The organism is Shewanella sp. ISTPL2 (assembly GCF_013283205.1).
Lineage (GTDB): Bacteria > Pseudomonadota > Gammaproteobacteria > Enterobacterales > Shewanellaceae > Shewanella > Shewanella oncorhynchi.
In genome coordinates this window covers 4,677,090-4,691,290 of record NZ_JAAPAV010000001.1, presented here as the reverse complement: position 1 = coordinate 4,691,290, position 14,201 = coordinate 4,677,090, and the positions used below count along the sequence as shown (strand labels likewise).

Annotated in this window: 13 protein-coding genes; 7 read left to right on the top strand and 6 right to left on the bottom strand. The window is 43.3% G+C overall.

The window, feature by feature from the left end; translation table 11 throughout:
- Positions 1 to 383: 383 nt before the first annotated feature.
- The gene (locus HUB64_RS20965; RefSeq protein WP_173242700.1) at positions 384 to 2,561 is read left to right on the top strand and encodes a TonB-dependent receptor; all 2,178 of its coding nucleotides are present in this window, start codon (positions 384 to 386) and stop codon (positions 2,559 to 2,561) included.
- Positions 2,562 to 2,633: 72 nt separating this feature from the next.
- Here the strand turns inward: HUB64_RS20965 and HUB64_RS20960 are convergent, their stop codons facing one another.
- Positions 2,634 to 2,801 (bottom strand): YqaE/Pmp3 family membrane protein, encoded by a 168-nt coding sequence (locus tag HUB64_RS20960; protein WP_006079767.1) that lies wholly within the window; start codon positions 2,799 to 2,801, stop codon positions 2,634 to 2,636.
- A 259-nt stretch (positions 2,802 to 3,060) separates the two neighbouring features.
- Here HUB64_RS20960 and HUB64_RS20955 point away from each other — a divergent pair, with 259 nt between their 5' ends.
- On the top strand, positions 3,061 to 4,230 hold the full coding sequence (locus HUB64_RS20955; RefSeq protein ID WP_173242698.1) for a GGDEF domain-containing protein: 1,170 nt from the start codon (positions 3,061 to 3,063) through the stop codon (positions 4,228 to 4,230).
- A gap of 26 nt (positions 4,231 to 4,256) precedes the next feature.
- Here HUB64_RS20955 and HUB64_RS20950 read toward each other — a convergent pair whose 3' ends face one another.
- From HUB64_RS20950 to HUB64_RS20935, 4 genes are read right to left on the bottom strand one after another with little or no spacing between them, the layout of a single operon-like run.
- Positions 4,257 to 4,949, bottom strand: a complete 693-nt coding sequence (locus HUB64_RS20950; protein WP_173242696.1) for a TIGR01621 family pseudouridine synthase — start codon at positions 4,947 to 4,949, stop codon at positions 4,257 to 4,259.
- 33 nt (positions 4,950 to 4,982) lie between these two features.
- The gene (locus HUB64_RS20945; RefSeq protein WP_105251097.1) at positions 4,983 to 6,239 is read right to left on the bottom strand and encodes a HAMP domain-containing sensor histidine kinase; all 1,257 of its coding nucleotides are present in this window, start codon (positions 6,237 to 6,239) and stop codon (positions 4,983 to 4,985) included.
- Between the two features lie 49 nt (positions 6,240 to 6,288).
- Positions 6,289 to 6,966 carry a response regulator transcription factor gene (locus tag HUB64_RS20940; RefSeq protein ID WP_006079763.1) on the bottom strand — a complete coding sequence of 226 codons (678 nt, stop codon included), beginning with the start codon at positions 6,964 to 6,966 and terminating at the stop codon, positions 6,289 to 6,291.
- A 60-nt stretch (positions 6,967 to 7,026) separates the two neighbouring features.
- A complete protein-coding gene (locus HUB64_RS20935) occupies positions 7,027 to 7,548 on the bottom strand; it encodes a hypothetical protein (protein ID WP_105251096.1) in 522 nt (173 codons plus the stop codon).
- A gap of 484 nt (positions 7,549 to 8,032) precedes the next feature.
- Between HUB64_RS20935 and HUB64_RS20930 the strand changes: the two genes are divergently transcribed.
- Positions 8,033 to 8,197: a hypothetical protein gene (locus tag HUB64_RS20930; protein WP_105251095.1), complete on the top strand. Its 165-nt coding sequence runs from the start codon at positions 8,033 to 8,035 to the stop codon at positions 8,195 to 8,197.
- Between the two features lie 38 nt (positions 8,198 to 8,235).
- Here the strand turns inward: HUB64_RS20930 and HUB64_RS20925 are convergent, their stop codons facing one another.
- Positions 8,236 to 8,976, bottom strand: coding sequence for an EAL domain-containing protein (locus HUB64_RS20925; RefSeq protein ID WP_173497788.1), 741 nt, complete (start codon positions 8,974 to 8,976; stop codon positions 8,236 to 8,238).
- 214 nt (positions 8,977 to 9,190) lie between these two features.
- Here HUB64_RS20925 and HUB64_RS20920 point away from each other — a divergent pair, with 214 nt between their 5' ends.
- The 4 genes from HUB64_RS20920 (at position 9,191) to HUB64_RS20905 (ending at position 14,201) form a co-directional block, all read left to right on the top strand.
- Positions 9,191 to 9,910, top strand: coding sequence for a hypothetical protein (locus HUB64_RS20920; RefSeq protein ID WP_173497787.1), 720 nt, complete (start codon positions 9,191 to 9,193; stop codon positions 9,908 to 9,910).
- Positions 9,911 to 9,931: 21 nt separating this feature from the next.
- On the top strand, positions 9,932 to 10,420 hold the full coding sequence (locus tag HUB64_RS20915; RefSeq protein ID WP_168826436.1) for a CS1 type fimbrial major subunit: 489 nt from the start codon (positions 9,932 to 9,934) through the stop codon (positions 10,418 to 10,420).
- A 104-nt stretch (positions 10,421 to 10,524) separates the two neighbouring features.
- Positions 10,525 to 12,993, top strand: coding sequence for a fimbrial biogenesis outer membrane usher protein (locus HUB64_RS20910; protein ID WP_173497786.1), 2,469 nt, complete (start codon positions 10,525 to 10,527; stop codon positions 12,991 to 12,993).
- Complete coding sequence (locus HUB64_RS20905) at positions 12,954 to 14,201, top strand: hypothetical protein (protein WP_168826432.1); 1,248 nt, start codon at positions 12,954 to 12,956, stop codon at positions 14,199 to 14,201. The genes HUB64_RS20910 and HUB64_RS20905 overlap by 40 nt, the downstream gene beginning before the upstream one ends.

Below are 14,201 nucleotides of genomic sequence, written 5' to 3'. Positions count from 1 at the left end.
TAGCCTTCCATCAACGCGCCAGACAATCGAAAGCTCTAAGGCAAACACGTAGCCCAATCAAATAATCAAACCTGCGACTAAAACATAGGTCTCCTAAATCAAAGACAAATGCCAAAAAAGGTAATGCCTTACCGACATGAAATCGCATTATATGTATGGCCTTTACGGTAAAACCTCTCGATACCGAGTGCTGTGTCGCAATTTATTCATACTGTCGTCAAATCATGTAATTTCCTGTATGACGTGACTAGACAAGCTGTAATTCCTCCCCTAAAATCGCGAATAATAAAAATCGTTATCATTTGCAATACAATTTAATGGAATATTAACCTATGCCAAGGGAGCCGGTGTAATAAACTCATTCGCCCTTAGCAGGAAGTTATATGACATTCAAAACCTCGTTTGTTGCTTTAGCCGTATTGGCAGCGTTAACCCAATCCGCTGCGGCCCAAGATACCACCGACAACAGTCCAAACAACAAAAATAAAGACATAGAAAAAATCACTGTCACTGCAAGTCGAATGGATAAATCTCCCAGCTCGATCCCCAATACTGTCACTATCATCGACCGCGCCCAATTAGAAGAACAGTTCCGCACCACTAAAGATTTATCGACTATTATCGGTAACTTAGCGCCTAGCTTTTCACCGAGCCGCCAGAAGATGAGTAACACAGGTGAAACCCTGCGTGGTCGTCCGCCATTAATTATGATCGACGGAGTGCCTCAATCGAACCCACTTCGCAGTGGTGGTAGAGAGGGACAAACTATAGATCCTGCCATGATTGAGCGCATCGAAATCATTCACGGCGCCAATGCCATGCACGGTCTCGGTGCTCAAGGCGGCATCATCAACTACATCACTAAAAAGCCAACAGGCGACAGCGAACAGGTTGCTAGTTTCGATGTCACAGTGCCTGATTCAATGAAATCCAATGGCTTAAGCTTTGGTGCTAGCTATGCGTTTTCTGGCGAGTCAGAATTTATCGACATGATAGGTTCGGTTAGCTACCGCAATAATGGCGTCTATTACGATGCCAATCATAACGTAGTGGGTGTCGACACGACTCAAGGCGAGTCGATGGATAGTCAAAGTAAAGACTTCTTCATCAAGCTTGGCCATAACTTCGATGAGTCTCGCCTTGAATTAATGGTTAACCATTACAATGCAGACAACAATGGCGATTGGATGCCCGTTGCAGGTGACAAGCCCAATGGTGTCCCCACAGGTGCAGTTAAAGAAACCCAGCCATGGGAAGCCGCCAACAACCAAGTGACCACCACAAGTTTGACTTACACCCACGCCAATATTGGTGGCCAGCAACTTAGCCTACAACTCTTTAATCAAGATTTTAAAGCAGTTTATGGCGGCGGCTGTTTCGATAGCTTCTACGATCCATCCTTCGAAGGTAGCGACCAAGTGATCCAGTGCGGTGTCGGCAGTAAAGGCGAAAGCTTGTACTACGAGCAATCGCGTAACTCTTCGGTTAAATGGGGTTTAAAAAGCGCCTTGATCGCTAAGGATATTGCCGGCTCAGGAATTGATGCAGCCTACGGTGTCGACCTTTTCCGCGACACCACTGAGCAAGACTTAGTAAAAACTGGCTTTTCATGGGTTCCCGAAAGTACCTATGACAACGTTGCGCCATACTTGCAGTTAGATTATGACTTAATTGAAAATTTAACCTTATCGACCGGTGTTCGTTACGAACATGCCGAGTTAAGTGTCGATGACTACAAAACCCTGTGGGGTGCAGGCAATAAGCAAATTGCGGGCGGTTCAGCCACCTTCGATGAAACCTTATTTAACGTCGGTATCTCTTATAAAATCACTCCTGACATTCGCGTTTATACCAGCTATAACCAAGGTTTTGGCATGCCGGATATCGGCCGAATTCTGCGTGATGGTAAAAGCTTCCCCGGCGACAATCCCAGCATAGATGGCTCACTGGCACTCACGCCGATAGTCACAGATAACGTTGAAGTCGGCGCCGATTACCAAGGTAAATACTTAAGCGCTAAGCTAGCTTACTATCGTTCCGCCACTGATTTTGGTTCACGTTTGGCCTTAAATAGTGATGGTTTCTACGACGTGAAGCGCGAAAAGAGTGTGATCGATGGTATTGAAGCCAATGTCACCGCCTACATTACCAGCAATGATGATCTCGGCATGAATATCGCCTTCCAGCAGGGCGAATACGATTCAAATGGTGATAGCCAAGTCGATACCGATCTCGATGGTGCAAATATTTCGCCAAACCGTATCAACCTGTTCTGGACCCATAGCTTCGATAATGAAATGTCGACCCGCGTTCAAGCCAATTACTACATGGACCGCGATTTTAAAAACGCGGCGGGCAACAAGTATGCAGAGTTTGATGGCTACACGACAGTCGATGCTTCCTTCTCAATGCCGCTTTACACTGGCACCCTGAGCCTAGGTTTGCAAAATCTATTTAATAAGGATTATTTCAATTATTACTCACAAACCATGGGTACAAATGATCGTTATTTCAAAGGGATGGGGCGTACTGCAACAATAGGCTACACCTTACCTTTCTAAGTGAAAGGCCCATTTTGAAACATAAAAAAGCGCAATTAAATTGCGCTTTTTTATTGTGTGGAAGAAAGCAAATTATGCCTTGGTCACGACCCAGAGTGCGTGTAATAAACCAGGGAACCAGAACAGTAAACATAACACTATGTTTATTAGCAGATCTTTACCCGCTCCCGCCTTCAAAAATACAGCAACTGGGGGCAATAAAATCGCAATAATGACTAAAAGTAGTTTATTTGTATCCATAACAGAACATCCTCAAAACGGAGATTGTAGGCAAATCAACAAGATCTAACTTCGCAGGAAGGCTCAGAATTTGCAAACCTTTTAGTTTGCAAGGCGTAAATAATCACTGTTGTAGCCTAAATGAAGGCCCTTAACATTTCCTAAAATGAAAAAGGATATTCAACCCATTATCTGTCCAGAGTAGACTAAGATATCCAGCAAACTCCAACCGAAAATCCCTAAAAGCATCTATAGTTAAAGAAAAATATGAAGTAAAAGAATGATATTTGATCCCCAAGCCTTATTACTCATCAAGTTTATTTGCCTGCTTACTAGCACGGCTGCCGTCGCATGGGGACTCATTGCACAACCTTTAAAAATTGCCACTCAAGCCAGTATGCGCTTTTCTCTGGCGAACTTATTCGTCCTCCTTGGCATCATACTCAACAGCCAACGCACCGAAGCCTCCAGTTACTTTTTTTGGTTCTGCTCGGATATGGCGATTTTATTTGGCTTCATTCTAGCGCGTTGGGGAACGAAGGCGCTTTTCAGACTCAAGCCCAGCGTAAAATCGGATCTTATTCTTTTAGCACTCACCGCTGGTGTGATGCTCTTGGTTCCACCTAATTTCAGCTCCGAACGCATTTTGGCCATCGTATTCTCAGCCTGCGCCGCGCTCATTTTCGCCATGTTAACTCGAGATAACTATCTTGCCATCAAACGCGATACGGGAAATCGAGTTGCCATCGCTATGGTCATGCCCTTAGTCGCCATGGTGGGTATTTTTATCATTCGTATCTTTATCGCCTTACTCTCTCCCGAAGAAAGTTCGATGTTTATCGCCATGCACACGCAAGAAGCCATACCTGTGCTTTGGTTCTATGTATTTCTGGCCCTATTGATCAATATCGTGATGATAGGTAATGCCATGACTCGGCTTGTCAGTAAAATCCGCATGTTAGCGGAGCGGGACCAACTCACAGGCCTGTGGAATCGCCGTGCTATGCATAAGTTTTTAAACAATATCCATCAACGCTGGCTGCGGGATAAAGTACCTTACAGTATGATTTTATTGGATCTTGATCATTTTAAAGACATAAACGATCAATACGGGCACGATGCGGGCGATCTCGCCCTGCTGACGGCGGCGAGACTATTTGGATCGGTATTGCGAGAAAATGACGCCCTATGTCGTCACGGTGGAGAGGAGTTTCTAGTGATTTTACCCGCAACTGATGCTCCCGCGGCCAGAGTCGTCGCCGAGAAATTGCATCAAGTACTTAAGGATAATTCATTTATATGGCAAGGTGTTACGATAAAAATCCATGCCAGTTTAGGTTACGCCACGATTTATCAAGGATGCCAACCTGACAAACTACTCATTCAAGCAGACCAAGCTATGTACCGCGCAAAATCTGAGGGCAGAGACCGTATTTGCCAAGCTTGCTAGGCTTTCGCAACATAACGCTGCAAAGATTAATCTCCTTTCGCAGGCCAAGCCAAAGTATCGGGCTCACGCCATGAAACTAGCGCCTCAGTGACACCTTCAGCGCCAAAATGCTCACCTTGAGTCGGCAAATCCCGATAAGCGTAATCATGCCAACCTGTCACGTCATCACCATAGCGAAAATGCAGACAATAGGCATGCAGATAACACCGATCCGCAGCCTCACCTCCGTATAAATCATCCCCTAAAATAGGTACACCTAAGCTCGCCAAGGCGACTCTTAATTGATGGGTTTTACCTGAGTGGGGTTTAAGCAAATATAAACGCAATCCCTCGCCAACACTCAAGGAGAAAAACTGCGTAATCGCTGGATTCTCTTTAGTCCGCAGTAACTTAAACATGCTACGACGCGACTTTGCCATGTCACCAATCACCCAGCCTTGCTTCTTCTTCGGCTTACCTTTCGCGAGGGCGAGGTAATATTTCTGCACTTTATGGGCGGTAAACAGCTCAGTAAATTGCTTGGCGGCGACCGCGCTCTTAGCCAAAATCAACAGACCGGAGGTGGGCGTATCGAGTCGATGAACGGTAAAAAGCTTAATCCCTAAATCTTGCTCAGCCTGCGCCACCACGCCCGCTGTTCCGTCCTGACTGTGGAAATGCACTTTGGCTGATTTAGAAATAACAATAAAATCAGCCTCATCGGCTATGATTCGATACATGGAGTACTCGGTGTTGTAATGCGGATCATCGACTTAAAACTGAATAGTGACGACTAAGCCAGGATGATTATCCGTGAGATTAATTTTGGCATTGTGCCGTGAGAGAATCGCTTTGACCATAGATAATCCTAAACCAGTGCCCTGTAAATGCCGGCTAGGGTCGAGGCGCACTAAGCGTTCGAACACTCTTTCTTTACTCTCGTCTGGAATACCGGGCCCATTATCGCGGATCTGAATTTGTGGGCCTGACTGAATAATCTCAATCCGCGCACCTTGGCCAGAATACTTCATCGCATTATCGACAAGATTATATAAGGCTTGGAATAATAAGTATTTATCACCAAAAACCTTATGATCTGTCAGTAGCGATAAACTCAAGGTTTGCTCGTTAGATTCAGCCACAGCATCGGCCATATCCAATAAGTCGGTACACAGTTGCGCTAGGCTTAACTCCTGCAAATCGAGTGTCTGCTGACCTTCTTCGATACGCGTGAGCGATAACATGGCATCAAACGTCGCTAAACAATGATCGAGCTCCTCGGTCAAAATGGCGCAACCTTCGCTAATCTCATTGCTCGGCTTACTCGCCAACTCTTCAATACCAATACGGATATGTGACAGTGGAGTACGTAAATCATGGGCAATATTATCGGTCGCACCACGCACTGCCATCAGGTTATTTTCAAGAATATCCAGCACATTATTAAACTGCAGTGCCAACATATCGAACTCATCCTGACGCCAACTCAAGGGTAAGCGGGTGTCATAGTGACCGCGTTCAATCTGTTCACTCAAACGGTTGTATTGTACAAGCCGACGCAAAATAGCCTTAGAAAACAAATAACCCAGCGCTAAAGTCAACACTACGGTAAGCATGACAGCCGTCGCGGCGGCACTGATAAACTTATCAATTAACGTCGCTAAGTTATCGGTACGGGTCGCAATCAATACTGGGCCGTAGCGGGTCATCACCAGACCGCCGGTAAGAATATGCAGCTTATCTGGACCACCAGTTAAAATAGGAAAATCCCGCGTTTGCGGCAGCATGGGCATGCCTTCGGGCATAAAGCTCAAGGCACCGACCATATCGTAGCTATTACGCCAAGCGATCAGGGCCGTTTGTGGATCGGCGGCGCGGATTTGAGCGGCAAAACTACGGCGATCAACCGTTAGGGCAAGTTGCTGATAACGTTGGGTCTCTGACTCTAAATATTGAGTCACTTGATACTGCTGCTCAATAATCAACTGTCGATAAAGGGCAAATAGCAACGCCCCGATGATCACTATCACTAAGGTCGAAAAAACGATTGTGATGCGCCAGGCGCTGCTTTGGTAAGGCTTAATGCCTTTGTCGTAAGCGATAACCCGCTCCCCTCACGGTTTCGATAAGCTCGCCATGGCCTAACTCTTCAAATTTACGGCGTAATTTTGCGATATGCACATCGATGACGTTCGTGCGCGGGTCGAAGTGATAATCCCACACTGCTTCGAACAATAAGGTGCGGCTAATAACTTGATTAGCATGTTCCATCAGATACTTAAGTAACTGAAACTCTTTCGGCTGTAGCATCAACTCCTGCCCGTCTAAAGTGACATTACGGGTCAGTAACTCCATCTTCAAACCACCAACAACGAGATCAGTTGTCACAGGCACAGATTGCCCGCGGTGCATCAGTTTTTCAGCGCGAACTAATAACTCGGAGAAAGCAAACGGCTTAGTCATATAGTCGTCGCCACCTGCCCGCAAGCCTTTTACTCGCTCATCGACGTGCGCTAAAGCGGATAAAATCAGCACTGGGGTTTGATTACCCGTTGCCCTTAAGGCGGCCAGCAATTTTAAGCCATCGAGCTGAGGTAACATGCGGTCGAGGATCACGAGATCGTACTGACTACTCGTCGCGAGTGACAGGCCTTGATGACCATCGCTCGCCGTTTCGATATTGTGGCCCTGCTCAAGAAATCCTTTGACGATATAATCAATCGTCGTCGCATCATCTTCAACTAAAAGTATTTTCATCTGTATGTTGCGCTCCTCAATCTTAAGCACTCGTGTGAGCACTCGATTGACTTAGATATTTCAATCCCACTTAAGTAAAGGTAACGGTCGTAAATTTTCGACATCAAAGGCCAACTTAAACTTACCCGTATCGTCTAGCAGCTTAAGTTCTAAGTAACTGATACCTAAGTCGTGGTCTAACTTTGCTTCGGTTAAGAAGGCTTTATGATCTTTAGTGGCCTTAATGATTAGACCTGAAAAGGTTTGATCTTTTGCCGCGATCATACGCGTTGCCTCAACCTCACCCAGATCATCGGCGCTTACTTTACTCGCCTTTTGTTTCAGTAACTTACCATCACTGGCACGATATTCAAACCGCGTTATAGAGTTTGCTAAAGGATTAATCAACTCAAATTGATAGACTAATTCACCCTCTTGCTCTTCCATATGAAATTCGGCAATCACACCGGAGAACCCTTTTTCAATCTGCTGCATAACGCTCAACGGCGGTACATAGTCTCCACCCGCAAACATCGAATACATGCTCTGAGCCGCCGTTGCGACACCAGATACCAACATGAATCCTAGCAACCATAGTCTCATGGCCCCTCCATATAAATCAGCTAAGTTTGTATCTTATGAGACAATCAGTTAGAAGTCGATGGACCTATTGCGCCTGTATGCAATTCCAAGCTAATCCCTCACAATTTACCACTGGATATAGAATCACACTGTGTCAGCGTTAACTCTGGTTCGGCCATCAATTGATCTGAAATCCAACGTCAACAGCACCTACATCGCTGATAAGCCAAACACTAAATCATTTTGTGGCTAATGTGTTAAGTCTACCTAATACCAGCTTAAACACCGATGGAAACAAGATTAAGCTTTGATCATCTGAGGATTTTTAAACATGACATTTTCAGTGATAACCCTCAATTTCGCCATTTAGAATCAAGAGGATTGAATTTTAGCGGGTATTTTAGTCTATCTGTGTCATTACAAAGTGGAATTGGCAAATAAATCTCCCTCGACTAAAGTCAGATAACTTAGCGTCAGGTAACGGTATTTTTAAATCGGAGCGAAAATGAAACCAGTCATACGATGGATAAGCTTAAGCTTGTTATTAATAGCAGCATTAAGCGCTTATGCCTATGGCAGCGCCACCAGTGCATTGGTGTTCATCATCTTAGGCATGCTATTGGAAGGGACATTTTGGATTGGATTACTCGGTAAGCGAAAAACGAAATAAACAGCCTCAGTTAATTTGCAGCTAGTGCGTGATTCGTCCTAACTATCCCAGTGTGAAATCGGCGCAGGCATAGCATGGGCATACCCCTGTTGATAATCACATCCCAATAAGGTTGCCACATCAATGTGCGTCAAAGTCTCCACACCTTCACAAACAACCTGCATTCCTAATCGCTGTAAATACTCAACTAAGCTCGTCAACATACGCATTGAATGTGAAGAGCGACAAGCTTGCAGCAAAAGGGAACGGTCTAACTTGATGACATCATAGGGCAATACCATCATACGCAAGAAATTACATTCTTGGGAGCCAAAATCATCCAGTACGATGCTGGCTCCTAGTGCCCGTAACATTTCAATCAATTCATGCTGTTTATCATCTAATAAAGTGTGTTCTAACACTTCAAACCAAATTTTGATGCACAGCACTTTTGCTTGAAGCAACAGCATTTGTAATAAATTTTGGTAAGTCACACTGTATGGCATGGGATTTAAATTAATGGACAGTATGCCAACGCCTTGATCGGCTAATCGAGGTAAGTCTTTGATAATCGACCTCAACATCCATATATCAATATGCAAAGCAGCATTTTTATCTAACAATAAAAAATCAATACCTGTATATGCATGACGCTTGGCATCCCAACGGCGTGCAAGTGCTTCATATCCTATAACGGTTTTATCAACCCCGATAATAGGCTGATAAAAAGGCATAACCACATCAGACATAATGCAGCTTGCAATATCTTCACTCACTTTTTTACGCTTAACTGACAGCATAGATACCTACAGAATATTAATATATCTGACTTATTTTTAACTAAATTGGCACTCGCTTCTATCAGATAAATCCTAAAAACAAAAAATCACTGCACTTTATTATAGGACTATTCCTATTAACGCATAAAAATCACCCATATAAAATACAGCTAAAATGTTGTTCCAATCGAACAGCAACATCAACCAAAAATGAAATCAAGGTAACTCAATAATAATGCGATTATATTTAGCGCTTTTTGGTATTATTTTTTATAGCTCTCAAGTTTATGCTGCGGCAGAAATAAGCATAGGCACCTTATTTGACTACATGCCTAGCAATAAAACCACTTATTTGAAAAAAATAATGAACATGGGCAATTCAACCGCATTTATTAAAATATCTATCAATGAAATAAAATATGATGAACATGGTCTGCCATACGAAGTACCTGAACAAGACGCAGAAAACCGCGCCTTGATAGCGAGCCCGTCTCGCTTAATTATTCCAGCCAAGGGAGTACAAGCAACGAGATTATTATTCTTAGATAAAAAAGACACAGAACGTTACTTTAGAGTTCGCTTTGTACCAGTGCAGCCAAAAAACAATGATGGATTTGATGAGCAAAAAAATGAACAAACGCGTGAAGAACTCACTGCCGGAATACAAATACTAACAGGTTATGGGGCATTTTTATTTATCACCCCAGAAGAACCTAAATACTCGACTGAAATAACGGAAGACACAAATAGCGCAGAAATAAAAAATAACGGGAATACGACTATTGTTTTAGATTTTTTTGAATCATGTAACAAAAAAACCAAAGAGTGTTCCACAGCGACCAAATTGCACATCTTACCCGGCTCAAAAAAGCAACTGGTAAAAAATAGTAACGAAAGCTATCACTTTCAATTGATTGAAGGTGATAAAACCAAAAGCATAGTTATTGGTAACTAATGCATCCTAAAGGAGACTGTAATGAAAATATGGAAAGCGGCCCCAATAACCTTATTAGTGGCCATGAACTCATTTGCGGCTGAAAAGATTGAACATCAAGTCACTGTGATTGCACAAATTCCGTCAGAGAACTTTTTTGTGCAACCAACAGGCAATGATAACTGGATCAACAGCCAGCAAAAGTTAGCATATAACGCCCATACAAAAAAGCTAGATCAATTAAATAAGCAACTAGAAGTTAAAAGTACTATTGGTGCTATTACGGGTTACTTATCAAACCCAGCCATTATCGCCAGTGGCAATGATAATATTGCACTAACAGTTAAAGTGGGCGGTATTGAACTGAAGACATCTGCGACTGAATTAGTCGATGTCGACAATGCTAAAACGGGTAAAACCCTTGCACTAGAGATCATTCCTACTGCGCCAGCAAGCGGCTATGTAGCAGGTAACTACCAAGGCATGGTCAATATGATTTTCGAATCGGAAGCGCCAATTAAAAAACCATAGAGATTTATTAAGTTAAATTTCAAAAAAGCTCCCGCGAAGGGAGCTTTATTAATTTTCAAGTTAACGACTCATGCTTTTCATTTTTTCGATATGAGGCAACACACTTGTCATCTTTGATCCTGACGATTCTGATCGCAACGCTAATCTTTAGCTCTTGCTCTTTGGCGAATAACACGCCATCGGACTCGCTCAAGCTGCTAAAGCAATATCAAGACTTACCTGATGGATTTTCTGAGCATTTTTTCAATGCCCCATTAACAGTAAGAATCACCATTGATAATAAATTGCTTGGCGAAGGTGAAATAGTGTTAGGACTCGATACCAGTGTGCAACTATTAAAACTCATAGACGTGAGCGAAAGCGATCTTGACGAACGTCAGCAACAATTATGGATAGCGCAATTAAACCAAAAACATAAGTTGGGTTTGTGCTCAAAAGGCTGTCAGGGCGGCATATTAGCGATTGAATATAATTTGGAGAACTCTCAATTATCTATTTTAACGGCCAATATCGAAAAGCAGCCATCAAACTCACACTACTATGCCTTGCCTGAACAAGGCAGCTACGGCGCGCTATTTCGACAACAACTCAATTGGAGTCAATCCAATGAGAGCGATTACGCAGGCCGTTATAATTTGCAAGCCCAAGCAAGTTTAGGCCAGTGGACCACACTGCTTGAAGGTGAAGTCACTCAAAATAATGAAGAGACACTCAACTCGACTATTCAACAGTTGTATACAGAACACCAAAACGAAGGACACTTCTATCGACTCGGGTATTTCTCCCCTTATGCCCAAGGTTTAGTTCGTCAGCCCATCATTTATAGCGGCAGCTCACAAGCTGTGATGGGCGTGATGTTGGGTGACTCTAATCAGTTATTGGTCGATCAAGCCTATGCCAGTGCCACACCCATTTATGTCACTCCGAATCGTGCAGGTGTGGTAGAAATCTATCAAAATGGACAATTGATCAACTCGCAACAGATTAACGCTGGCTTACAAGCCATTGATACTAAAGTATTACCATCTGGCATATATGAAGTTGAAATTCGGATTCTAGAAGATGGCCAAGTCACTGAACGTCGTCGAGAAATCATTAACAAACCCATTCAATGGCAAAACACTGAAGAACCCTTTCGGGTGAACTTGTTTGCTGGAGAAAAGTTACAAGATATAACGAATTGGGATGATGAAAGCAGACGCGGACTCAGCACGGGGGTACTCGCAAACTACTTATTAACACCGGCGATCATCCTTGGCGCCGCGGCTCAATTTATGGATAAAGGTTGGCACTACAGCATTTCGGCTGATTGGGACTGGAACCAACAACTGCGCTTTTTTGGTAACTGGGTGATGAATGAACAACAGGGCAGCGATTTTGATTTACAAGCAGTTTATAGCTATAGACACGGCAGCTTTGTACTCAGCCATCAGCAACAGCTCAATCAATCGCAAAGTAGTGATATCACGAACTCTAATCCCCAAAAGACGAGTGTATCTTTGCAACATAACTTAGGAAATGGTCACTCTGTTTCGGCCTATTTGTCACATCAATCCGAGCAAGGTCAAGGAATTGACTTAGGTTGGCAGTACAGCGACAAACTCTGGGGACGCCAAATGAGCTGGAGTTTAAATGCGTTCGATCGTCCTGGCAGCATTAACACTTCAGCCCAGCGCGACCAAGGCGGAGCACTTTATTTCAGTATGAACTTAGGCGCTCAAACGCGTCGAATGGGTGGTGGCTTAGGCAGCAGAACTTCACGTTCTGGCGGGCAAGAACAGCATGCCTATGTTGATTACCAACAGCAACTAGACTGGCGTGGCATTGAAACCATAGGGATGGGGCTAAACACGGATAGCTATGGGGTTGGTGCAACCGCCAATAGCCGCTTTAGCAACGATATTGTTAGCGGGGATGCCTATGCACAGTCATCGTCCTATAACAGCGGCATCACAGGCGGCATAAACCTCGATAGTATGGTTGCACTGGGGCAACAGGGTGAACTCAGCATCTCAGGCCAAAGCCAAAACCACGATGCGGGCATGATAATCGATGTCATGGCTGATACCCCAGACATCATTTTACAAGCAGAAGATGAGCACGGTGGCAGTGTCACCTTAAAGCCTGGGCGCAACTTAGTGCCAGTGACCGCCTATCGCAGTGGTAGCGTACAACTCGCCATACAGGACTTTGATGACACACCTTCAGTCATCCAACCGAGCGTATTGCACTACCACCTCAATAAGGGAGGCGTCAGTTACCAACAAATCAGAGTCATGAAGACTGTCACTGTGATTGGCCGCTTAGTGAATCAACAGGGATTGCCGCTTAAAGGCGCACTTATCGCCAACCATGCGGGGCGCAGCTTGAGTGAGGCCGATGGCTTTTTTGCCGTCGAAATGAGTGAACACCATCCGAGCTTGCAAGTGGAGTATCAAGGTATACAAGAGTGCAACCTTGAACTCGATTTACACCGAGTGAAACGTGAACAGAACCTATTGCTATTAGGCAATATCACTTGTAATGCCCAAACATGGGCACAACAAACATTAACAGAGAACCTAGCCAAGTGAATTATCGTTACGCTTTATATGCATTGTTGGGATATTTGCTACTCAGCCCATTAACAGAGGCAGCTACCATTCAGGTTACTGCTGAATATAAACCTGCGCCCTATGATATTAATGGTAGTAAGTTTATTAACACTACACCATGTTCAGTTCCTGAAAATATGACTGGTGATTTCTGGTGTAAAGGCACCGCATCTTTAGAAAATGAGCAAGCAATAAAAATAGAGACGACAATATCATCAAAACTAATTAGTAATGATGGAAAACTAGAACATGCTATTACTTATCAAAAGTTTACTGGCGAAAAAACTGTAGAGCTGACAAAAAAAGGGAGTAGTAAAACACACAAAATGAAATTTAAACTAACGAAAATTGGAGCATCTCAAACCCCGAACTTAATAAAAGAAGCAGGAGAAACCGATAATTTTTGGTTATATTATGTTCAAGGAGATTGCAACTTCAGATTAAATACCTGGGCAAGCAGTAGCATTTTAGATTATTTTTATGACATAAAAAACGCTAACCAACAGTCTGGAGGCATTTGTTACAACAATAAATTTAACCCGAAATTCACATCATCAAAGAATGTCACCCTTCAAAGGATTTATATTGGTTATAAACTGCAACCTCCCGATCCTTTAAAAATGGAAAATGGTACTTATAAAGGCAATATAACCCTGAGCCTTGGACGCAATAAAGATCTCGACTTTGGTGATGCAACCTATTCAGACTCAAACGTAACCATAGAATTTACCTTAAGGGTCACGCATCAACTTAAGTTAGAATTCCCTGCTGGCAGCAATAAAGTAATCTTGCAACCGCCTAAGGGCTGGGCACCATGGATGAACAGCGGAAAAACACCGCCCAACTTAAAGGCTGAATTGCCGTTTAAGTTTTGGTTTAGCGCACCATTTGATGTTTCATTGAGTTATTGCCAATATCAAAACAATGGCCAGTGCCAACTTAAAAACATTAAAAACAGTCACAAAACAAATATAGAAATCAGTTATATAAATGGTATAGGAAAATCAGTGCCGCTATCGACATCAAAGTACCATTTTACAAATACAGATGGGGAATATATCAATGTTGCAAGAAAGCTATTGTTTGAAATTAACAAAACCAACTTAACTGAAATGATGAAATATCCAGGAAGCACTTACCAAGGGGATGTAACTATTATGTTCGAGGCTGAAATCCCTCCATTTTAA